This window comes from Membranihabitans maritimus, assembly GCF_021729145.1.
GTDB classification, from domain to species: domain Bacteria; phylum Bacteroidota; class Bacteroidia; order Chitinophagales; family Saprospiraceae; genus Membranihabitans; species Membranihabitans maritimus.
Window position 1 is genome coordinate 207,638 of the sequence record NZ_JAJSLW010000008.1, and the last position, 23,139, is coordinate 230,776.

16 protein-coding genes are annotated in these 23,139 nt (G+C 41.1%); 13 read left to right on the plus strand and 3 right to left on the minus strand.

Annotated elements, in window-relative coordinates; translation table 11 throughout:
- The first annotated feature begins 37 nt into the window (after positions 1-37).
- The 5 genes from LVD47_RS11610 to LVD47_RS11630 all read left to right on the plus strand — a co-directional run bounded on the left by LVD47_RS11610 (position 38) and on the right by LVD47_RS11630 (position 10,587).
- Positions 38-2,194 (plus strand): DUF5722 domain-containing protein, encoded by a 2,157-nt coding sequence (locus tag LVD47_RS11610; protein ID WP_236976093.1) that lies wholly within the window; start codon positions 38-40, stop codon positions 2,192-2,194.
- A gap of 49 nt (positions 2,195-2,243) precedes the next feature.
- Positions 2,244-3,962 (plus strand): hypothetical protein, encoded by a 1,719-nt coding sequence (locus tag LVD47_RS11615; protein ID WP_236976095.1) that lies wholly within the window; start codon positions 2,244-2,246, stop codon positions 3,960-3,962.
- Between the two features lie 48 nt (positions 3,963-4,010).
- A complete protein-coding gene (locus tag LVD47_RS11620) occupies positions 4,011-5,810 on the plus strand; it encodes a hypothetical protein (RefSeq protein ID WP_236976097.1) in 1,800 nt (599 codons plus the stop codon).
- Between the two features lie 572 nt (positions 5,811-6,382).
- Positions 6,383-8,860: a DUF1549 domain-containing protein gene (locus LVD47_RS11625; protein WP_236976104.1), complete on the plus strand. Its 2,478-nt coding sequence runs from the start codon at positions 6,383-6,385 to the stop codon at positions 8,858-8,860.
- 302 nt (positions 8,861-9,162) lie between these two features.
- The gene (locus tag LVD47_RS11630) at positions 9,163-10,587 is read left to right on the plus strand and encodes a DUF1501 domain-containing protein (RefSeq protein WP_236976106.1); all 1,425 of its coding nucleotides are present in this window, start codon (positions 9,163-9,165) and stop codon (positions 10,585-10,587) included.
- On the opposite strand, the gene LVD47_RS11635 is transcribed toward LVD47_RS11630, so the two are convergent.
- Together LVD47_RS11635 and LVD47_RS11640 are read right to left on the minus strand one after the other, a co-directional pair.
- Positions 10,588-10,899 carry a T9SS type A sorting domain-containing protein gene (locus tag LVD47_RS11635; RefSeq protein WP_369427779.1) on the minus strand — a complete coding sequence of 104 codons (312 nt, stop codon included), beginning with the start codon at positions 10,897-10,899 and terminating at the stop codon, positions 10,588-10,590. It abuts the gene before it with no gap.
- Between the two features lie 6 nt (positions 10,900-10,905).
- The gene (locus LVD47_RS11640; protein WP_236976110.1) at positions 10,906-11,553 is read right to left on the minus strand and encodes a hypothetical protein; all 648 of its coding nucleotides are present in this window, start codon (positions 11,551-11,553) and stop codon (positions 10,906-10,908) included.
- Positions 11,554-11,769: 216 nt separating this feature from the next.
- Here LVD47_RS11640 and LVD47_RS11645 point away from each other — a divergent pair, with 216 nt between their 5' ends.
- The 4 genes from LVD47_RS11645 (at position 11,770) to LVD47_RS11660 (ending at position 19,076) form a co-directional block, all read left to right on the plus strand.
- Positions 11,770-13,008, plus strand: a complete 1,239-nt coding sequence (locus tag LVD47_RS11645) for a GDSL-type esterase/lipase family protein (RefSeq protein WP_236976112.1) — start codon at positions 11,770-11,772, stop codon at positions 13,006-13,008.
- Between the two features lie 4 nt (positions 13,009-13,012).
- Entirely contained in the window at positions 13,013-16,507 is a 3,495-nt protein-coding gene (locus tag LVD47_RS11650; protein WP_236976114.1) for a PVC-type heme-binding CxxCH protein, read from the plus strand.
- Between the two features lie 39 nt (positions 16,508-16,546).
- Entirely contained in the window at positions 16,547-17,020 is a 474-nt protein-coding gene (locus tag LVD47_RS11655) for a plastocyanin/azurin family copper-binding protein (protein WP_236976116.1), read from the plus strand.
- Positions 17,021-17,627: 607 nt separating this feature from the next.
- Positions 17,628-19,076, plus strand: coding sequence for a sulfatase (locus LVD47_RS11660; protein WP_236976117.1), 1,449 nt, complete (start codon positions 17,628-17,630; stop codon positions 19,074-19,076).
- A 613-nt stretch (positions 19,077-19,689) separates the two neighbouring features.
- On the opposite strand, the gene LVD47_RS11665 is transcribed toward LVD47_RS11660, so the two are convergent.
- Complete coding sequence (locus tag LVD47_RS11665; RefSeq protein WP_236976118.1) at positions 19,690-20,244, minus strand: hypothetical protein; 555 nt, start codon at positions 20,242-20,244, stop codon at positions 19,690-19,692.
- A gap of 204 nt (positions 20,245-20,448) precedes the next feature.
- Here LVD47_RS11665 and LVD47_RS11670 point away from each other — a divergent pair, with 204 nt between their 5' ends.
- From LVD47_RS11670 to yiaK, 4 genes are all read left to right on the plus strand, one after another.
- Entirely contained in the window at positions 20,449-21,015 is a 567-nt protein-coding gene (locus LVD47_RS11670) for an RNA polymerase sigma factor (RefSeq protein WP_236976119.1), read from the plus strand.
- 97 nt (positions 21,016-21,112) lie between these two features.
- Positions 21,113-21,613 (plus strand): putative metallopeptidase, encoded by a 501-nt coding sequence (locus tag LVD47_RS11675; RefSeq protein ID WP_236976120.1) that lies wholly within the window; start codon positions 21,113-21,115, stop codon positions 21,611-21,613.
- Positions 21,614-21,631: 18 nt separating this feature from the next.
- Positions 21,632-21,889 (plus strand): hypothetical protein, encoded by a 258-nt coding sequence (locus tag LVD47_RS11680; RefSeq protein ID WP_236976122.1) that lies wholly within the window; start codon positions 21,632-21,634, stop codon positions 21,887-21,889.
- Positions 21,890-21,955: 66 nt separating this feature from the next.
- Positions 21,956-22,969: a 3-dehydro-L-gulonate 2-dehydrogenase gene (yiaK, locus tag LVD47_RS11685; protein ID WP_236976124.1), complete on the plus strand. Its 1,014-nt coding sequence runs from the start codon at positions 21,956-21,958 to the stop codon at positions 22,967-22,969.
- Positions 22,970-23,139 lie beyond the last annotated feature (170 nt).

Below are 23,139 nucleotides of genomic sequence, written 5' to 3' on the forward strand. Positions count from 1 at the left end.
CATAAAACGGAATTAAAAAAATCTGAGATATTTAATAGTGGAAAAATTGTTGAAATACAGAGTGTATCTTTTTCTTACAATTTTGTGCAGTTTATTGGGAGGGGCTTCTTGTAATGAGGGACCATCTGATTTAGTTCCCAGTGAAATGACTTACAATTATTTAAGTTTGAATACCTCCTCCGGTAATGATTTGATAATTGACACCAAAGGTAGATCCCAATATAAAATAACCACCACGGGAAATGATCCCTATATTTTACTAAAAGAACTTACATACGGACTTGATGACGAAAGTGTAGTTTTTACTTTTGAATATAAATCCGGATCAGACATTGGTCCTTTGCAATTATTTTTTGGAGAACCTATAACAGAGGAAAGGTCTGTAAAAAGCGACATTGTGCCAGGTCCTGGATCCTGGGAAACATTTTCGATAGATGTAAAGAACTATTTGGATGAATTTTCCTGGGGGCAAACTGGCGACCTATTGCGCCTGGATTTGGGTAGTGAATCCGGTGTGGAAATGGAAATAAAAAATATACATTTCCGTAAGAGAAATGAGGAAGAAAAAGCGAGGGCGGAAGAGAAGAAAGCAAATAGGGAAAATGACCTACAGTTGGAAAAGTCTATTACGGACTATATTAAAACATCATTTGGTGCTGATATTTCAAGTGTGAATGTAAGCAAACATACAATCATTATAAAAGGCTACTGTCCGGACCCGAAAGGGATTTTTCTAAGCGAAATCAGGCCTTCGGAAGATGTGAGTACAAAGATGGAATTTGATCCTATGGCAGAGATACTAAGCCCAAATTTTACGATTGAGGTCGATCGATTTTCTACCGGAGACAATTTAGGTTTTGACCGAGTTTTATCCAAGTGGGTGTTGGTTCAGGAAAATGGAGGATATTCAAAAATAATTTCTCATGCCAGATACGCTGATGAAATTGAAGCGTCGGAAAATATTCCTGTGAAAAAGGTAACAGGCAAGAAGGGACTCGGTGGATTTTCGGTGTCCAGAGGTTTTACTTCAGACCTTGATGATTTGGGAATTTCAAGCGTTACGGTAAACATCACCTTTACTCAATTTATGTGCCTCAATGGCCATCCCAATGCGATTGAACACGAATATGCCGGAAAAACCTATTACTTTGACCGGGAGAAGATAGAGCATTTTGACAAAACTATGCAGGTAGCCTATTCAAAAGATATTTCTGTAGCAGCAATTATTCTGGTAAACAGTGCCTCCCAAAGTGTTGATCCTGAAATTGGAGATTTGTTAGAGCACCCAAATTACGAAGCTGAAGGTTTTTTCACTATGCCAAATATGACTAACCCTGAAAGCGTTCATTGTTACGCAGCTGCTTTGGACTTTTTGGCTTCCCGGTATTCGCGAACAGACCACAAATATGGCAGAATCCATAAATGGATAATGCACAATGAAGTGGACGCAGGCCTCACATGGACAAATATGGGGGAAAAACCTATGATGGTATTTTTGGATGCCTATATGAAATCTATGAGAATGTGCCATAACATAGTGAGGAGTTACAATGGGAATGGTGAAGTCCTAGCCTCATTTACACATTCGTGGACCGAACCGGTAGAACCCCGGTTTTACGGTTCCAAAAAAATGATCCAATCTCTATTAGATTATTCCAGGGTTGAAGGTGATTTTAATTGGGGATTAGCTTACCATACGTATCCACAAGACCTCAATGAACCCAAAACCTGGTTAGATGATAAAGCATTATTTAGTGAAAATACGCCATTAATTACTTTTAAAAATCTTGAAGTCCTGAATGATTGGGTGAAAAAGCCCGAAAATTTATACAATGGAGAGATCAAGAGAACGGTGTGGTTGTCTGAAAATGGTACGAATTCCCGGACCTACAGTAAGAAAGATTTATCTGAGCAGGCTGCTGGATTGGCGTATGCCTGGAAAAAACTTGATAAGCTGGATGGAATTGATGCCATGCAATGGCATAATTGGATTGACAACCGGGGAGAATTTGGATTAAAGATTGGTTTACGGAAATTTCCGGATAATGAAGAAGATCCCGGAGGAAGAAAGCCTGTGTGGTATGTATATGAAGCTGCCGGAACTTCGTCAGAAGATAATGTTTTTCCAAAATATAAGACGGTGATAGGAATTGAGGAATGGAGTGAAATTATGTTTGAAGGTGCGATAAAATAGATTACTTGAATATTCAACAAGCCCGTCTGAGTAAATTATAATTTGTAGTATGAATGTATTAAAATATCAGATTGTTTTACTATTGTCTTTATTTAGCTATCTATCATTTTCACAGCCGTTGGCCGGTTCAGATGGCTTGGGTAGGGTTTTGGTACAAAATGAACAAGCAGGTGATCCCAAAGAAGATAAGCAAGTGGGGATGTTCTATTTTTTATGGCATGGAGACGGCACTTCACCCGAGAAGTGGGATCTCAGTAAAATTGTCCCTAATAACCCTGAAGTGTTGAATGATTTTGACCATCCTGCCTGGGGTGGGGGAGGAATGTATTATTGGGGTGAACCCATTTATGGTTATTATCGGGCGGATGATTATTGGGTCCATTTGAGAAGCATGCAATTATTAACGGATGCGGGTGTTGATTTTGTAGTGATTGATGCTACCAATCGATTAACGTATGCAGACCGTGCAGATGTATTGATGAGTGCTATGAATGCTATCCGTGCCCAGGGAAAAAAACCTCCCAGGATTGTATTTTATACCAATACAGCTTCTGGCGAGACGATGCAAGAGATTTATGATAAGATGTATAAAAGCGATGCACCTTTCCGGCATCCTGATTGTTGGTATTATGTAGAAGGAAAGCCCCTTATATTGGGACATTCTAGTGAGGCTAAAGGTACTGAGTATGGGGAATTTTTTACTATTCGGGAATCCCAATGGCCGACAGAACCCCGTAAAACGAATGGTTGGCCGTGGATTGATTTTCACCGTCCACAGGAAGTGCATTACAATCACAACGAAGAACCTGAAATTATAAATGTTTCGGTAGCGCAACACCCCAATCCAATGGCAGGTATGGGAGGATCAGCTTTTTATGGGAATGAAGATAATTGGGGAAGGAGTTATAGTAACGATGATCCCGGAAATCCAGCGGAAGATATAATATGGGGATTGAATTTTCAGGAACAATGGGATTACGCTTTGAACCAGGATGTCCCTTATGTTTTTGTGACCGGGTGGAATGAGTGGATTGCCGGCAAGTTTGAAAGCCATGACGACAATCCCGAGCACTCCTGGTTTTGTGATCAGGCCAACCCGGAATACAGCAGGGACATAGAACCTACTCGAACTGCCGGTATTAAAGATCATTTTTACATGCAGTTGGTTAATAATATAAGAAAATATAAGGGAATTGAAAAGAATCCGGAATTGGCAATGGTACCTAATATTTCCAATTTTGAGGATTGGAGAAAGGTAAATGTAGAATTCAGGGATTATGTAGGTGAAACAAAACCGAGAAATCATCCGGGAGCTCAATCTTCGCCGAAAACGAATTATACCAATTTTACAGGTAGGAATGATTTAGAAGTTGCCAAAATAGCACATAGTAAGAAAGCTTTATTCTTTTACATACGGGCTACCGATAATATTACACCGCAGGAAGATAAAAACTGGATGAATTTATATCTCAATATAGATCGTAAACCTGATACCGGATGGCAAGGATTTGACTATCGAGTCGTTTCGGGCAATGTATTGGAGTTTTTTACGAATGGGAAATGGGAGCAATCAGCTATTGTAAAGAATCTGGTAAAAGGAGATGAATTGATGATTACTATTTGCAAGTCCGATTTACAGTCGGATGGAAAAGTGAATCTTGAATTTAAATGGTCGGATAATATGCAGAATGATTCGGATCCTTTGGATTGGTATTTAAATGGTGATGTTGCCCCCGGAGGGCGGTTTACTTTTATTGCTGAAGAATAATAATTTTTGGCCTATCTAATGATAGTGCTTACCAATAAATAAAACACAATGTTTAAAGTAGTTGTATTTTTGATCTTGTTTTGTTCTGTGTGTATAGCGCAGGATGTTGAAATAAATTATGGGAATGGCCTTCCGGCAACCGATGCATTAGGAAGATCGCTTGTAGGGTATGAAGGAGCTGGTGATAAAAGGCAGGATAAATATATTGCCATGTTTTACTGGACCTGGCATCAGGGAGATGATGATACTACTTACCAGGTGAAAAATATTACACAGATTGTACGCGAGCATCCGGAAGCAATGAATGATTATAATCATCCGGCATGGGGAAATAAAAAACCCGGATTTTTTTATTGGGAAGAGCCATTGTTGGGGTATTATAAAACTACGGATCCATGGGTTTTACGCAAACACGCGGAAATGTTGGCTGATGCGGGTGTCGATGTTGTATTTTTTGATTGCACGAATGGTAGTCTAACCTGGGAAGATTCATATGAGGCACTGATGAAAACGTGGACTCAGGCCCAAAAAGACGGAGTGGATGTGCCAAAAATAGCATTTCTTTTGCCTTTCGGGCCGGCTCCTCATTCTTTAGTTTCTTTGAGACAATTGTACAGGGATGTCTATCAACCGGGAAGGTATGAAAATCTTTGGTTTTACTGGAAAGGGAAACCCTGTATTATGGGATATCCTGATAACCTGACTGATTCTGATCAGGATCAGGAAATTGCTGAATTTTTCACTTTTAGACCGGGGCAGCCTGATTATGTGGACGGACCTCAAAGACCGGATCAATGGGGGTGGTTGGAAAATTATCCCCAACACGGATACGTCAAAAAGGAAAACGGAGGTTACGAAGAAGTTACTGTGGGGATAGCTCAAAATGCAAGTCCTGAAACGAATGGCCATTGTAGCGCGTTTAATTTGCCCGGTTCTTATGGCCGAAGCTATACAAAGAGAAAGGGAGTCGATCCGCGTGTTGATAGTTATTTATACGGTTGGAATTTTCAGGAGCAGTGGGACCGGGCCTTTGAACTGGATCCTGAATTGGTATGGATTACGGGATGGAATGAATTTATTGCCGGTCAGTGGTTGCCAGAGCATGGGTGGACCGGAGATCCTTTTTCATTTGTCGATCAATTTGATTGGGAGAGGAGTCGCGATATAGAACCGAACAAAGGGTGGGGCGACAAAGGGGATGTCTACTATTATCAGCTCATAAATAACATCAGAAAGTTTAAAGGATTGCCTGAACCTAAGGAGATTTCTGGTTCTAAATCCATCGATCTAGGTAAAAGCGGTGAGTGGGATTATGTAAAACCGTATTTTAAACATTACAAAGGAAATACTTTTGACCGTGACCACCGTGGGAGGTACGATGAATATTATGTAAACCGAACCGGAAGGAATGACTTAATGGGAGCAAAAGTAGCCCGGGACGATGAAAATCTATACTTCTACGTTGAGACTGGAAATAATATATCTCCCAGCTCAGACCGGAATTGGATGATGTTAATGATTGATATTGATCGCAATAAATCAACGGGATGGGAAGGGTATGATTATATTATCAATCGAACTCAACCCGGAGCGAAGGAAGTAGTTATTGAAAAGAATATTGCCGGAAGGTGGGAGTGGAAAAAAGTGGGAGTAGGAAAGTATGTTCTCAATGACCAATCTCTGGAAATTGAAATAGATAGAGAAATATTAGGAGTTGAGGACAATCAACTGGATTTTGAATTTAAATGGAATGATAATATGCAGGATATTGGCAATATTATGGATTTCTATGTAAATGGTGATACTATGCCAGGCGGTAGATTCAATTATGTTTATAGCGAAAAATAGGAAGGAATTATAAATATTCAAATAAAGCATTAGCGACCTTTAAATAAAATATCTTTTTAGTAATTTGTTACGTTCGGGGGACAACTTTCGTTTAAATTTCTTGCTACCCCTGAATGATTGTGGATTAGCAAATAATCATCTTGGGCAACCTTTTTGTCTTGCGTTTATAGAGAATACAGGTGAGTTTTATTATTAGCCACTTTATAATTCTGTTCTTGTCCCTAGGAAAAGAAAGGATGATTTTCCATTGAGTACAGTTATTTCCTATTACTGCAGTGATGTCGTTTAACAATTTGTTTTTAAATGGTTTCAGTGAGAAAAATGGTAAAAAATTGATACGATTTGGATTTTTTATGAAATGTATCCCGTTTAATAGCTAAAGACCCATGTAGGTATTTGTAGGTAAATATATAGTTTGCCTCGTAGTATAATAGATGATGTAAAATAATATTGGTCCTTTTATTATGATTGTGATATTTTTATATGAAATTTGAAATAATTTGATAATCGGATCGAGATATTATATCAAAACCTGGTGGTTGATGCACTAGTGTCAATATAGAAAATTGATTATGTCAAGAGGGAAGAAAAGTTTTGTAGTAATTTTAGTGGTTTTTATTTTTCTCATAAATCTCCTTCCGGAATTGGTATTTGGTCAGGAATTAGGCGAGAAGGATAATGTAGGCTTTTGGTTTTTCCATATGTTGGGTCGGTTTCATCCGATGGTAGTCCATTTTCCCATCAGTTTTATTCTTCTGGCTGCGGTACTGGAATTGTATTCCCTGAAAAATTATGAATCAAAGTATCGTACAGCCATCAATACGATGCTTTATGCCGGGGTGGGTTTTTCGATAGTATCTATTGTGTTTGGTTTGTTATTGAAGTCTTATGATGAGATCAGTGGCAGTTTGTTGAACCTCCATCAGTGGTTGGGCATTGCTACGGGGGTATTAAGTGTGGCTACCCTGTGGACCGTATGGCAGATAAAGGAACAAAATCGGAACCTGGTGTTATTGTATCGGTCGTTACTTTTTGGGACTGCGATTGGGGTGACACTGGCAGGTCATTTCGGCGCTTCAGTAACCCACGGTTCGGATTATTTACGTTCAGTTACTCCCTGGGCGAACGAAGAAGTCCTTGCCATGGATGAGAATTTGAATCTGTCAGAATTTCAGGGTGAAGGAGAGGTTTCGATGGAGTCGAAGCTTAAATTATTAAATAATGTGCGGGCGGTATTTGCCCATAAGTGTTATAAGTGTCACAGTTCGGATAAGATGGAGGGGGAATTGCGATTGGATGAAAAAGAATTTGTTTTTAAAGGTGGGGAGAATGGAGAAATATTGATTCCCGGGGATCCGGAAAATAGCGATATCGTTCGCAGAATTAATTTGCCTGAAGGCCACGACGATGTGATGCCGAGTAAAGGGAAATTATTATCAGAAGAAGAAAAATCATTGATTGCGTTGTGGATTCAAAACGGGGCTATATGGCCTGAGGGAGCAGAAGGCCAGGGTATATTCCGGGTGGCGGATTTAGCCCCGAGAGAACCGAATGTACCGGTGGATAGCCGTAATTTTGAAAACAAAGTGGATGTTTGGGTAGATGCGTATTTCCGGGAACATGGAATTGAGTGGAGAGATGTAGTAGACGACAAGACCTACCTGAAGCGGATCTATTTGGATATTGTCGGGTTACTTCCGGAACCGGAAGAGATTGAATCCTTTGCCAGGGATGACGATCCTGAAAAACGGAAAAAGAAAGTGCTAGAATTGTTGTCCCGGGATGCGGATTATACCTTGCACTGGCTATCATTCTGGAATGACATTTTACGTAATGATTATACGGGTACAGGATATATAACGAAGGGACGTTTCAGTATTACGGAATGGTTGTATAGGGCATTGGAGGAAAATAAATCGTATGATGCGATGGTAAAGGAATTGCTCAGTCCGAGCGAAGAATCGCGTGGATTTATTGCAGGGATCCAATGGCGAGGGACGGTGAATGCGAGTCAGCGCACGGAAATGCAGGCGGCCCAGAATGTTGCCCAAGTAATGTTGGGACTTAATTTGAAATGTGCTTCCTGCCACGACAGTTTTATCAGTGATTGGAAATTGGAAGATGCATATGCCTTTGCTAATATTTTTGCGGACTCCACACTAGAGATCAACCGTTGTGATAAGCCGATAGGGAAGTATGCAGGGACACGGATTATGTGGGAAGAGTTGGGGGCGATTGATAGTACGGCAACGCGAAAGAAAAAGATGGAACAATTGTCGGAGCGTTTGGTACAACCGGAAAACGGCAGGTTATACCGGACAATCGTGAATCGGTATTGGGCCCAGTTGATGGGACGAGGAATAATTGAACCTGTGGATGAGATGGATAATCTTCCCTGGAGTCAAGATTTGCTGGATTGGCTGGCGGTTGATTTTGAAGAAAAGGGTTCGGATTTGAAGGACTTGATATTCCAAATCGTTACTTCCCGTATTTATCAAATGCCGACAGTAGAGATCGCGGATCCGGCGGACTTAAAAGCCGAAGATTTTGTATTTAAAGGAATGGTAAGAAGACGGGTTACAGCGGAGCAGTTTTCAGATGCGGTCAGCCAGGTGTTTTACCCCGTGTATGATTACAACGAAATAAAGTACAACCCTTATGGTGAAAATAAGACGGATACGTTACCTCCTTTCTATACACGTGCGTCACTGGTAGCGAATAATTCTTTTTTGACGGCATTGGGTCGTCCCAATCGTGAAGTAGTGGCTACGGACCGGACATCGGAGGCGAGTTTGTTGGAAGCGTTGGAGTTAACAAACGGTGAGCGGTTGAATATGCGATTGAAGGAAGGTGCAGAGAAGTGGGTGTCGAATCACTCATCGAGTGAAAAAATCGTTGCAGCAACATATGCGAAAGCATTGGGCCGGAAGCCCAATGCTGAAGAGTTGAAGATAGCGGTTGAGGCTCTGGGGACTAATCCGGATACGGGGAAGGTTCAGGATTTTTTCTGGGCGATGGTATTGCATCCGGAATTTCAGTTGATTTATTAAAATGTAATGATGATACTCATATTTTAAAACGGACTTTCGACGGGAGTAATATTGCTGTCCCCCACTGGCAGGGGATTAGGGGGGTGGATTGAGAAGTTCTATTTGCTTTTTATGTTGTGTTTTACAATGACAAGTATTTGATAGACAAAAACATATGAAGCAAATAATGAAAGAAATAATTATTTGTCGAATTTACGTTATTGTAAGGGGTGTATGAAATATCCACCCCCGGCCAAAGACCACCCCCGCCAGCGGGGGATATTAACATGGCAAAAAATGATAAGATTTTAAAAAAAGATAAGATGAGTGCGGAAATCAAGCGGAGAGAATTTTTACAACAGATGAGCAGGGCTGCTTTAGGGACCATGGCGATGGGAGCTCCTCTTTCGGGGCTATTGAGTTCATGTAGTAAGCCGAGTATACAATCGAGTGCTGATGCGGTAATATTGTTGTATATGGCCGGGGGCATGGCGCATACGGAGACCTTTGATCCGAAGCGGTATACGCCGTTTAGCAAGGGGATGCAGGCGAATGATGTGTTGAGTACATTTAAGTCGAAACCTACGGTTCTGGATGGAATTGAATTTTCAGAGGGTTTGGAGACCCTTGGGGGGATTATGGACCGGGGGACGTTGATCCGGTCGTATGTGGCTGCGGACCTGGGACATATTCTCCACACCCGGCACCAGTATCATTGGCATACATGTTATGAGCCTCCGCAATCAGTGACGGTACCGCATATAGGTTCCTGGATTGCGAAGGAGTTGGGGCCGAAGAATCCGGTCATCCCGGCGTTTATCGATATTGGCCAGCGATTTGATGTGGGGGAAGGGGAAGAATTAAAAGCCTACCACAGTGCCGGATTTTTGGGTAGTGAATACGGACCGTTTTCAATTCCGGACCCGACATCGGGCCTGGACAGTGTACGTCCGCCGGTAGGGATGTCGAATACACGCTTTGAAAAGCGGAACCAATTGTACAATGATCTGATTAGTGCCAGTAAAATGGGTGAATACGGGAGTGACTATCAAAAGGAGTCGCTAAAAGCGTCGATGGAACAGGCGTACCGGTTATTGAAATCCCCGGAGGCGCAAGCGTTTGACCTTAGTAAAGAAAAAAAGGAAAAATATGATATCTACAATACGGGCAAGTTTGGCCTGGGATGTTTAATGGCGAAGCGATTGGTGGAGCAGGGGGCGCGTTTTATTAGTGTTTCCTCGGAGTATATACCGTTTGAAGGCTGGGATACGCATGAAAACGGGCACACGCGATTGAAGGATATGAAAAAGATGATCGACAAGCCGATAGCACAATTAATCAAAGACCTGGATGAAAGCGGTCATTTGGATCGGACCATGGTGATCGTAGCGAGTGAATTCAGTCGGGATATGATGGTAGAGGGACGTCCGGACAAAACGGTAAAGGAGCAAGTCAAGCAACCGGATGTCATTCAGGAATTGAAACACTATGGGATGCACCGCCACTTTACGGACGGATGTTCGATATTGATGTTTGGAGGCGGTATCAAGCGGGGGCATGTGTATGGAAAAACGGCGGAGGAACGGCCCTGTAAGACGATCGAAAAACCGATCCGCATAGACGGGATCCACCAAACGATGTATCACGCTTTGGGGATCCCACAGGATACGCATTACATAATAGAGAAAAGGCCCTTTTATACGACCCCGGATGGTCACGGTGAAGCGGAATTGGAGCTCCTGGTATAGCTATTGTACCACCAGCTTACGGACAAACCGGTCATTTCCGGATCGTATTTCGATAAAGTACATTCCGGCCGACAAGCCAGCGGGTAAGCTTAGCGCAGATTCGCCCGGGATCTCGTCAGTGTGAAATAGCGTCCGTCCCTGCACATCCCTGAGCATCCATTCCCATGTCTCCTGTATATGGCTTTCGGTTCCATCGATATAAACCTGTGCATATCCCTGCGGCACCGGGTTGGGGTATAGCCGGATGTCCGGCGCTTTAGGTTCGGATTCAGAGGAAGAAAGCAGGTAGGCCGTATCGCAGGCAATATCCACTCGCTTTTAAAAAATGGTGGAATCCTGGTAACAGCGGAGCGAGAAAGGGCAATAGGCGTCGCAAACGCCGTTATAGTTTGGTAGTAGAAATTCTTGGTTGCCTATTTTTTCAATAATTTCCCCGTACATCTGGTAACTGGTATAAAATCTTGAATAATTAGTGCTGACTATTTGGGTGCGCAGGGTATCGCCATCTAGTACTCTTTCTCCGGTAGAATCAATGACAACCTGTATCATGGTATCGTTTTCTATATTTGGGCGATAAGGTTCCGGAGTAACGATGTTCATGGTGTCGCCCTCTTCCAGACTAAAATCGTAGAGAAGCTCGAATGTATTTTCCCTTAGATAATAAATTGAATCGCCCTGTTGGTGAAGAATAATTCGTCCTTCGGGGAAAACATCCGGGGCATGAAGCGTATCACCACTATGATAGTAGATGGTTCCCTCTATGATACGCGCCGGTTTTTCATTGACCATAGTATCTTTGATCGACTCCATCTTCAACGCGTTTGCCTGTGGATAAACATTGCTGCTATTGAAATTGTAATACCAGGTCGTCCCGATAGGAGCCCATTCGGCACTATCTGACTGGGTATAAAGATGTGTGCAGATCGTCAATGATAGAGTTATGAAAAGAACTATACGGTAATGCATTGTACTATAGATTGTTAGCCTTAATTGTTTTAGAAAAAAATAGAGAAATTACTCGCATATAAGAAATATTTTAACGTATAATTGTTGTTTTTGCAGAATAGTAGTAAAGTTAATATTTTAAATTCTTTTACTTTTTGCCTATATATAGTAGGCATTGGTATGAAAGTTTTGTCCTGCCATATTGTATTTTCGGATTGTTAAATACATGAAAATAAAATGGTGTCAGGTCTGTGTTTTGTCAGAAAGTATTGGTTTGGAGTGTTTTTTGTGCAACTTTGTTTTGTGGCCGGAGTGGCTGGTCAAAGCAATGTTCAGCATGCCAATTCTTATAACTTATTCAATTTTTCTCAATCGGATCGGATTGTTTTTGTAGGGAATTCACTGCTGGAAGAGGCGGGGAACTATGGGATATTGGAATGGATGTTTATGAGCGCCTGGCCGGGCAAAGACCTGACGTTTCGGAACCTTGGATGGTCGGGTGATACGGCAGATGGGAAAGCACGGAGTTATATTTCACGTCCGCCTGAGCCATATGAATTGCTGATACAACAGATTGATACACTGGATCCGGCACTTGTGGTTATTGGATATGGGGGAGTGGAGGCCTATGAAGGGGAATCGGGAGTGGAAGAATTTGGAAAAAATCTCGGTCGGTTGATAGCGGATATTGATAGTTTGGGAGCTGAGTCCATTGTTTTGTCCACCATTCCTCAGGTAGTGGGTCGGGATTTGCCTATTGACGTTACGGATCGGAATACCCATCTGGAAATATACTCCAACCGGATCCGTGAAGTTGCGGATAAGTACAATAAGAAATATGTGGATTTATATTCTGTAATGTCATCACTTGGGAATGAAGCATATACTACAGATGGGATTCATCTGAATGGCAAGGGCTATTTTACGATGGGAGAAAGGATATTAGGAGTGTTGGGTTATACCCTGCCGGAATGGGAATTGAGGATTGATGCGAAAGAAGGGAAAGTGGGATCGTCAAGTGGGGTAGAAGTCTTCATGAATACAATAGACCGAACGGAAATTGACTTAAATCTCCAATCGAAAGCGCATCCTGTGATGGTTGCGGGGGAGAATGTATTGAAGAGGAGAATAATTGTAGAAGGATTAAAAAAGGGAATTTATAACTTGTCTATTGATGGGGAGCATGTGTTGGCTTGTACCTCATCTGACTTTACTGAAGGAGTCGTTATTCGCCAGGGGCCGGCTATGGATATGGCCAGGGATATCCAAACCAAGTATAAGGAAATAAATGACCTGTATTTTTGGGAATACCGACCCTTAAATCGTACATATTTGGTAGGATTTCGGCGGTATGAACAGGGGCAAAACTCTTATGAATTGGCAGTGAATAGTATATTTATTGATCGGTTGGAAGAGAAGATATTTCAGGAGAAAAATCGAGCGCCCGAAACGTTGCGAATTACAAGAATTAAATAATCTAATGGAAGAAATAACGATAATTCGAAAATGGATTCACCCCTTAAGGGTGTCTGTTGTAGTCGAAAAGAGTCGCTTGGGATTGTGGTTGGTAAGTATGTTTTTGACCCTTCAACTATCAGCCCAGGATCAATTACAAAGCATACCCGATTCGGATCCGGAATACGAAAAAAGTACCTTGTATCCGGCGGAAGGATTGGAAGTAAACCTGTTTGCTTCAGAGCCGATGATTGAAAAGCCTATCCAGATGAACTGGGATGAGCAAGGGCGGTTGTGGGTGGTAGGAAGCAATCAATATCCCCAGCCGAAGCCGGGAGCCTTGCCATCGGGAAAAGTATATATATTGGAAGATACGGATCATGATGGCCGGGCGGATACCTCGATCGTTTTTGCGGAGGGGTTGCGAGTTCCCACGGCGGTGTTGCCGGGAGACGGGGGGGTATACGTGGCCAATTCCACCGAGGTATTACATTTGAAAGATACGGATGGCGATGGGAAGGCAGATGAAAGGCATGTGATCCTATCGGGATTTGGAACCGGAGACACGCACCACTTGATTCATACCTTTCGCTGGGGGCCGGACGGAAGTTTATTTTTCAATCAATCTATTTACATATACAGTCATGTGGAGACGCCATATGGAGTTAGGCGACTAGAAGGTGGAGGCGTATGGCGCTACAGAAATGAAACGAAGGAACTGGAAATATTTGCCAGAGGACTGATCAACCCATGGGGATTGCAATTCAATAAATACGGACAATCGTTTCTTACCGATGGAGCCGGTGGAGAAGGGATCAATTATGCCTTTCAGGGAGCCACATTTGCGACTGCTCCAGGTGCGGAACGGATTATCAGCGGTCTGAACCCCGGACAACCAAAACATAGTGGACTGGATATTATCACGGGGAGCCATATGCCGGGTCCCTGGAAAGGGAGTTTGATTACGAATGATTTTCGGGCGAATCGAATCAACCGGTTTTCACTGGAGAAACTGGAAAGTGGTTACGTATCCAAACAAGAAGAAGATATATTGTACTCGGATAATGTGGCCTTTCGTCCGGTGGATATTCTGGAAGGACCGGATGGTGCGATCTATGTGGCGGACTGGTACAATCCGATTATTCAGCATGGCGAAGTGGATTTTCGGGATCCTAGACGCGACAGGGAAAATGGACGTATCTGGCGGATTACCAAAGAAGATAGTCCATTGGTTGAAGTTCCCGATATGGGGAGTGCCTCGAGCAGGGAATTATTGGATTATTTACAGAAACCGGAGGCATGGACACGAAACCAGGCCCGAAGGATATTGCGGGAAAGAGGAGCTGAAGAGGTTATTGAAGACCTGGAAAATTGGATTGCAGGTCTTAAATCTAGTGACGAAAATTACCATCAGTATTTATTAGAAGCGTTTTGGGTGTATTCTTCACTTGATAAAAAAAATGAAAAAGTATTAGAAGAGTTATTAAATGCTTCAGAACCTTTAATTCGGGCGGCCGCTGTTCGGGGATTATACTTTCAATATGAAAAGTATCCAAAAGGTATGGATTACCTTCAAAAAGCGGTCAACGATTCCGACCCTGTAGTTCGCTTAGAAGCCGTCATCGCTTTACGGAAAAGTTCGGATGCGGCGGGATCGGCATTGGCGACAGAAGTCCTGAAATACGACATGGACCCATACCTGGATTTTGCTTTGTGGCAGACCCTGCGGGAGTTGGAGCCCATTTGGTTCGAAAGGTATCAAAAAGAAAAAGAATATTTTGGTGACGATCATAAAACAGCCTATGCCCTTAAATCGATTTCGAACGTCGAAGCTATTTCGGATTTGGTGAAAATGTATAGTGAAAACCGGGTTCCGGAGGATTATACACCGGATGTCCATGCAGCTATTATTAAGTACGGGAGTCCGGAAGACCTGTCTGTTATATTCCATAAAATGTTTTCTGATGAGGGGAAAATAGATGAATATCTCGATGTTTTAATAGCAGCAGCGGAGCAGCGCGATGTGAAGCCGGATGTAGAATACTCCGAGATTAAAACCTTATTCCAACAGGGGGATTTTTTAATTGAAGATAAAGCTATCACCCTGGCAAGTCTTTGGAAATTGAGCCAATTCAGACCTGTATTTATCGAATGGGCCGAAAGTGATAATGTAGATAAGATCCAATCGGGGGTAACTGCCATAGCCCGTTTAGCAGACGAAGAGAGTGAAAATCTTCTTATCGAATTTACGAAATCGGGACAGAAACTTGATTTGCAAATGGCGGCTATTCATCAATTAATTCCTATGGATGCGCAGCAGGCAGCTAAAAGTGCGGTGTCCCTTCTTGCTGATCTTGAAGATGAAGGAAAAATAAAGGAAATATTGTCTTCCTTTTATTGGAATGAAAACGGCTTAAAAAAATTGGTGGAAGCATTGTCCGTAGGAGAAGTTCCCGATCTGGTTTCCAAAGTGGGATTGGAAGCCATTGGCTCTATGTCAAACCGCCGGAAAGAAAATCCGGATATTATGGCATTGACAGGTTTGTTGAAAAAAGGGGATTTTACATTGGCAAAACCGACGATGCCGCAGGAATTAAATGAACGGGAGGCGGATCGGTTGGAATTGGATGTAAAAGCGTACGGAGATGCATCCCGAGGTGAACTTGTGTACCGGGAATTGGGATGTGCCAGTTGCCACTCAATCGGGGGTGCCGGAGGTAAACTGGGTACGGATTTGAGTAGTTTGGGGGCGAATGCACCTACAGATTACATAATTAGTAGTGTATTGAAACCGGGCAATGAAATAAAGGACGGGTATGAACTCAACCAGGTCATCAAGAAAAATGGGAACGTCGTGATGGGGTATAAAGTTCGGGAGACGGAGGCTGAATTAGTGTTGCGGGACGTAGCGGGGAATGAAGTGTCGGTTCCCAAGTATCAAATTAATACGCATCAAAATGTACCGGGTTCCTTGATGCCACCGGGGTTAACGAGCCGATTGTCTCGCGAGGAATTTGTAGACTTAATAGGTTTTTTGTCGAAGATCGGAGAGCCAGGCGACTTTAGGGTTCCAACAAACAATTACATACGATATTGGGAGGCATTGACACTGGATGAAGCTGAGGAAAAAGAAATTAATAGTAATGGTTGGTCTGTAGTAGCACAGCAGCCTGGAGAATATAATTGGACACCCATTTATAGCAAGGTATCAGGCGGACTTCCGCTGGAAGAAGTTAAAAGGTATGATACAGAAGCAGGGCAGAAGGTTCTTCGGTTTAGAATGGAAGTGTTGAGTGCAGGTAATGTAGAAGTCTATTTTTCGGGGGCAACGGTAAGGGAAGTATGGATGGCCGGGCAAAAACTTGATATGGCTTCAGCAGGGGTACGAACAGAGCTGGAAGAAGGTATTTATGAGGTGATCGTTATTTTGGAGGGGCCGGAGGCTAACGAATTTAAAGTAGAAATCCCGGAAGGTGAGGGGAGTAAAGGAAGAGCTAAACCGATTCAAGGGGCTCGTTAAATAGGTTGAAATAAGTTAATTTTTAGATAAAGACAGGAAATGAGAGGACTTATAATTGTTTTAGGATTAATGATTGGTAGCCTTCAATTACAGGGAAAGGATTATAGAACCGAAGGTATTGCAAGAACAGCGGTAGATACGCAGGTTGTCGAACTGGGTGTGCTTCAGGGGCAGATGAAGTATGATAAAGCCGAGATTACGGTTCAGTCTGGGCAACCTGTTGCTATTGTATTCAAGAATAATGACATAATGTTGCACAATATATTGATCTTGAAGCCCGGGACTACGGACAAGGTGGGCATGGCCGCTGATAAAATGGTAAGCCAGCCGGATGCCCAGGAAAAAGGGTATGTCCCTGAAATGGAAGAAATCCTGTATTCTTCTCCGTTGGTGAATCCCGGAGCGACGTACCGGTTGAAATTTACCGCACCGAAAGAAAAGGGCATGTATCCATTTATCTGTACTTTCCCAGGGCACTGGCGGATTATGCAAGGGGTATTGAAGGTGGAGTAGGAATTTTTTTGTAATTTGTATTTTTGATTAAGAAGAAAAAATATATGAATTGGCTTGTGCCCTTTCAGGGCTCTGATTAGTGGCCTTGTCTTTTCGTAGCTTGCACCCTACGTTTTATAATATCGCCCTTTCAGGGCTGAGATTATTGTAAGGCTGCACCCTACGTTGTATGATATCAGTCTTTTCCTAAAAGGGTCCTAATGGGGTCAGGACTATGTCTGTGCTTATGTGTTGTATAGTAGGAGTAAAGGGAAATTGTTAAAGAGGTAATAGTTTTTGGATACAAGCACATCTGCCCCGAACTGGGGGAAGGGCGCCCGATAAGGTATGAGATGAAGAAATGTGGAGTTCAGGAGTAAGCCACGAGTTCGTACCGTATGGCCTGTAACCAGTTTTGGTGCAAATGATCAGGTAGCCGAAGAAGGCCCGAAGGTGACATGATCTGATAACAATGGGTGCTGGCCATCGAAGAAAATGGTATATATACAACTAAAAGCCCCGAAGAGGGCGTAATCCGGTAACGATGGGTGTAGCCCATCGACTTGCGGTAAGAATACATTCTTGAGCCCTGAAAGGGTGTAAGCAAATTCGCAATAAAATTAAAACCATGAAAGGAAAAGTACTTATTAGTATATTAGTTTTAGTTCTATCCACACTTTGTGTTTACAGCCAGGATTCCCGGCCCAACGTAGTCTTTATCCTGGCAGACGACCTGGGGTGGGCTGATTTACCGGTTTACGGTAATGAATTCAATGAAGCACCCAATATCGAACGTTTGGCAGAGGAGGGTATGACTTTTACGAATGCATATGCAGCTGCTCCGGTTTGTTCACCCACCCGTGCAAGTATTATTTCAGGTCAATACCCGGCAAGGGTAGGAATTACGGACTTTATTACAGGCCATTGGCGACCATACGAAGAGGTTATTGTACCCAAAAATCGAACTCAGTATTTACCCCAAAATATTTACACCATTGGTGAAGCCATGAAAGACGCCGGATACGCAACTGGATATTTTGGAAAATGGCATTTAGGGAATGATGCGGATCACCACCCGGCATCACAGGGATTTGATGATGCAAATATTGTGCAAGGTTACTACAACAGCCGGGTGACTCCTGACCGGGAAGAATATGCAAATGAGCGACTTTCTGACCGAATCACCCACTTTGGAACGGATTTTATTGAAACAAATAAAGCCAATCCGTTCTTTCTATTTCTTGCGCATTACGACGTACATGTCCAGTTGGATGCAGATAACGACCTGATTAATAAATACCTGGATAAAGAAAAAGTAGATGGTTATCCGTGTAATGCCATTTATGCTGCCATGATAGAGCACATTGACCGCAGCGTGGCGACGGTAGTGGAAAAATTAAAAACGGAAGGCCTGAACGATAATACCGTTGTGATTTTCTTTTCGGATAATGGCGGATTAATAAGTCGTTTTGACAGAATCCCACTGGTTGCGAAGTCAAAGGAAGATATTTACAGAGACAACCCTTTAAAATATATCGCTTCTTCAAATGCCCCATTGAGATCTGAAAAGGGAACAGTTTATGAAGGAGGTATTCGCGAACCGTTGATAGTTAAATGGCCGGATAAAATTCGTCCAGGTACGAAAAGTGAAGCGCTGGTAAGCAGTGTAGATTTTTTTCCTACGCTATTAGACCTGGTGGATGCTCCATTACCTTCAGATCAAATCCTGGATGGCAAATCACTTTTACCTGAATTTGGGCCGGGAAATGGTGATGACCAAAGGAGTATTTTTTGGCATTATCCGGTATATCATCATGGAGAACCTGCAGGGGCTGTGCGGAAAGGGAATTGGAAACTGATTGAGAATTTGGTGAATAGAAAAACATATCTATACAATTTGAAGTATGATATCAGTGAAGGAAATGATCTTTCTGATTTATACCCGGATAAAAAGCAAGAATTACTATCCCTGTTAAAAAACTGGCAAAAGGATGTAAAGGCGGAATTTCCGGAACCCAACCCGCATTTTGATAAAAATAGACGATATGAATGGGGTATTCATCCTGATCGAAAATAAAAAACTTTGCCCGACAAATTAATTTCTGATCAAGAGGAAGGTGGCTTGACAAGATTTACCCGTTACTGGCGTTCATGCCATTCCTGCCATTTGCTGGCACCATCCTGTGATTATTATCAGGATAAAGAAAGGGGGAGGGAGTTTACACTTTTCATGCTTGTGATGGAATGAATGATTTAGACTTACTATTACCACTAGAAAGCAGGAACTATCTTCCTTCAAATAATTCTTATCGAACTACTCCGTAATCACCATTTTCATGCTGATTTTTACTTTTTTCAAGAAGTCTAAATCCTATATTTACATCAGCTTAAGATTAAAAAACCGGATAGTTTTTTCTTTTGTCAAACTTATATCAAAAAGTCTATAAAATGCTATTTAAATTGAATAGGTTATCTGAGATTGTATCGTTAAAAATCCTTGTCTTCCCGTAAGCATACGGGATGACTACGTTTTTTAACTCACTTTCACAGAAAATCCATTTCAAGTTTATGCTGCACCATATAAGCTATTTGATATTACTATCCGGCATTAATCCAGTAAATAAATTATTTATATTATTATTCCGCAAGCCATAGGAAAATTAGGAATAAAATAATGCACGTCAGGAGTTTTATTTACTGTTACCTTTTCCGTTGCCAATACCTCCGTTTCCTTTTCCATTATTGAATATCTTATTAATAAATCCAAAAGGTAAACATGCTGTAACGGTATTAATTAATGTTTCCTGGTCAGGTATTTCCTGCAAAGTACCGTCCTTGTGTCTTAGAGTAATAGGATACATAACCTCAGGGATCACTTCGGATTCATCGAAATGCAATTTTAGATCTTTTTTTAGTTCGGTGACCCCATCATATGTGACTTGTGTACTGTCCGGGTAGGTAAGTGTTATTGGAGGAACTAATTCGAAGCATTGCCGGAATAGACCAATTGGAATTCCTCTATGCCAGGTACCTTTCCCATCCGTATTAATGACATCTTCCAATTGAAAAGTAGAATCAAAAAGTTCGTCAATTGAAAAGGAAGAGTCGACCAATTTTGATTTGTTTTTTCTTAAATCCTGATCCATGAATTCATTCAATGGGTCTTTTTCACACGATGAAATGAAAAAACATAGTACGACAAAAGACAAAGCAAGTACTGATAAGCTTGAAAATTTTTTGAGCATGGTATGAAATTTTTGATTTAGAATAATGTTTCATACCGTTAAAACATGAAATGACTGATTGTAACCGAAATAAAAATATTTTAACAATATTAATTAAGAGACTTTATGTACTGTCGAAATATTGTAGCCGTTTTAATTTTCTATGGTTTAATACATTGTGTTAAAGCACTTTGTGAAGAGTTTAAATTGAAAATTAACAAAGACATGCGCGATATTGACCTATGGAAGCAATTGTGTGCTGGTGACAAAAACGCAATGAAAAAAATATATGATAATTATGCCAAAGTCATTCTACAATATGGATATAAAATTTGTAAGGACCGACCTGTTGTTGAAGATGCCCTTCAGGAGATTTTTATTCATTGCTGGGAAAAGAGGAAAACATTGCCAGAAGTATTTCACATCAAATCTTATATGTTTACGGCGATTCGAAGAAAGATATACAGGAAGATGAATTATAGACCTGAATGGAAATCCTTGGAGGAAAATGATTCGGGATTTTTTGATCCTGGTTTTAATATTAACAATAGGTTTTTTCATAATACTGAGGGGGATAAAAAACTAATAGATAAGGTTCGGAAAACAATTACGCAACTCAGTACCCGACAAAAAGAAATCGTCTATTTAATGTATTTTGAAGGTATGGATTACGAAGAGATCGAACAAATAATGGGTATAAAATACCAATCGTCTCGAAATTTACTTTCTAAGGCTTTAAAAAATCTCAGGGATCTCAGTGTCCTTGTATTATTCATTTCATTTTTTCAATAAAGTCATAGGGTACAATTCCTCAATAGATGTGTCTAATAAATAATAGACAATAGAATAAATTAAAATGATTAACGGGCAAACATAAAATTTCCTCACTTTGAATATTTCTATTACAGTTACTATTTTTCTCAAATATTTGTGTTTTTTGTTTATGCCTGTTATATTTATTACTTGTTCATTGAGTGAATATAATTTACATAATAATGCACCTACCGACCCGGCTATTCAAGAATATTTTGATCGATTTGAGACAGAAGCCTCCTTCTTCGGATTGGAATTTGATGTGGCAGGAAAGAATATTTATGGGATAATTAGTGATCTTGACAGTAATAGAATTGGGAATTGCAGTTTTAGTAAAAATCATCCCCGAAGAATAACAATTGATCGCGAATACTGGGACGGAGCAAATGATATGGAACGGGAGTATGTCATATTTCATGAACTGGGGCATTGTTACCTTGAAAGAATACACGACAATAGTAAAAGTGGCAGTGGAATGTGCAGGAGTATTATGCAAAGTGGTGAAAGTGATTGTTATTTAATATACAATGATAAGACTAGGGATTATTACCTTAAAGAACTTTTTAATAGATTGTAATGCTAAACTCTGAAATCTATGAAGAGAAAATTTACTCTTTACGATTTAATTCAAAATACAGATTTTGTTCAATGGGTCAGGACGGGAAAGGAAGAATCCTTTTCCTGGAATGAATGGATAACCCATGATCCTGAAAACAAGAAAAAGGTGAGAATCGCAAAATCTATTGTTTTATCTATTGAATCGCAAGATGAAAAAATATCTTCTGAAAAATTGACAACAATCTGGAAAGTAATAGAGGATGAGATGAAGGATGATTCTATGGACTTAGAATGAAATTGGTTTTTTGTAATTCTTATGGTTAGAAACTCTTTATAAATAATTTTTGTATTAACAATACCTATGGCTGACATTCGAATTCCTTTCGAAAAAATATATAGTACCCTATATAGGATTTTAACGATATCCGGTTTTTTTCATGAAAAAGCTAAGGAAATTGCCCGAATCCATACAGAAAGTAGTAGAGATGGAATTTATTCCCACGGACTTAATAGGTTTCCATTATTTATTGAATATGTGCAAAAGGGAGTAGTTAAAATGGATGTAGAACCTGAGTTAGTGCAATCTGTTGGAGCCATTGAGCGATGGGACGGAAAATATGGTTCAGGTGTATGGAATGCCATGAAATCTACGGATCGGGCAATCTCAATTGCAAAAAAAGAAGGAATAGGTTTGGTGGCGTTAAGGAATACCAATCATTGGATGCGGGGAGGGACATATGGATGGCAAGCTGCGGAAAAAGGATGTATTTTTATTGGATTTACTAATACGATTGCCAATATGCCCCCCTGGGGTGGGACAGAGAATAGAATCGGGAATAATCCTATGGTGATTGCTATGCCCCGTTCGCCGAAACATATTGTACTGGATATGTCCCTTTCTCAATTTTCCTTCGGAAAAATTGAAAGCTATAAAAATGATAATCAAATGCTACCTTTCCCGGGAGGATGGAATGAAAAAGGTGAATTAACCAAAAATCCCGAGGAGATAGAAAAGACGATGAAAGGCCTACCAGTGGGATATTGGAAGGGATCTGCCCTGGCAATTGTACTGGACATGTTGGCTACGGTATTATCAAATGGTTATTCTACCGCTAAAATTTCCAGTGAGCCGTTGGAAACCGGATTGTCGCAAGTTTTTATATGTGTAGATCCCGGTCGATTAAATACTTCTTCAATATATGAGTCCCTGCTAAGTGAGATAGAAAATTTTGTACACCATGTTCCCAGAGATCCTGAAAGTAAGGCAACGTATTATCCCGGAGAAAGAACGTATAAAACCCGGCAGGAAAATACTCAAAAGGGGATACCTGTAAATAAAGAGGTATGGAGTAGAATCCAATCGATGATAACATAACTGGACCGTGTAGGTTTTTACCTGGAATTAAAAACTTACTTACGCTTGTCTCTTGTTTATCAACTCTATAGAGTTAAAAGTATAATAGGTATAGAATAGTCAGGGAACTTCTTCTGTAAATTAATTTCACCTTATAATAGAAATATTTATTGATGTTCTTATATTTAGAT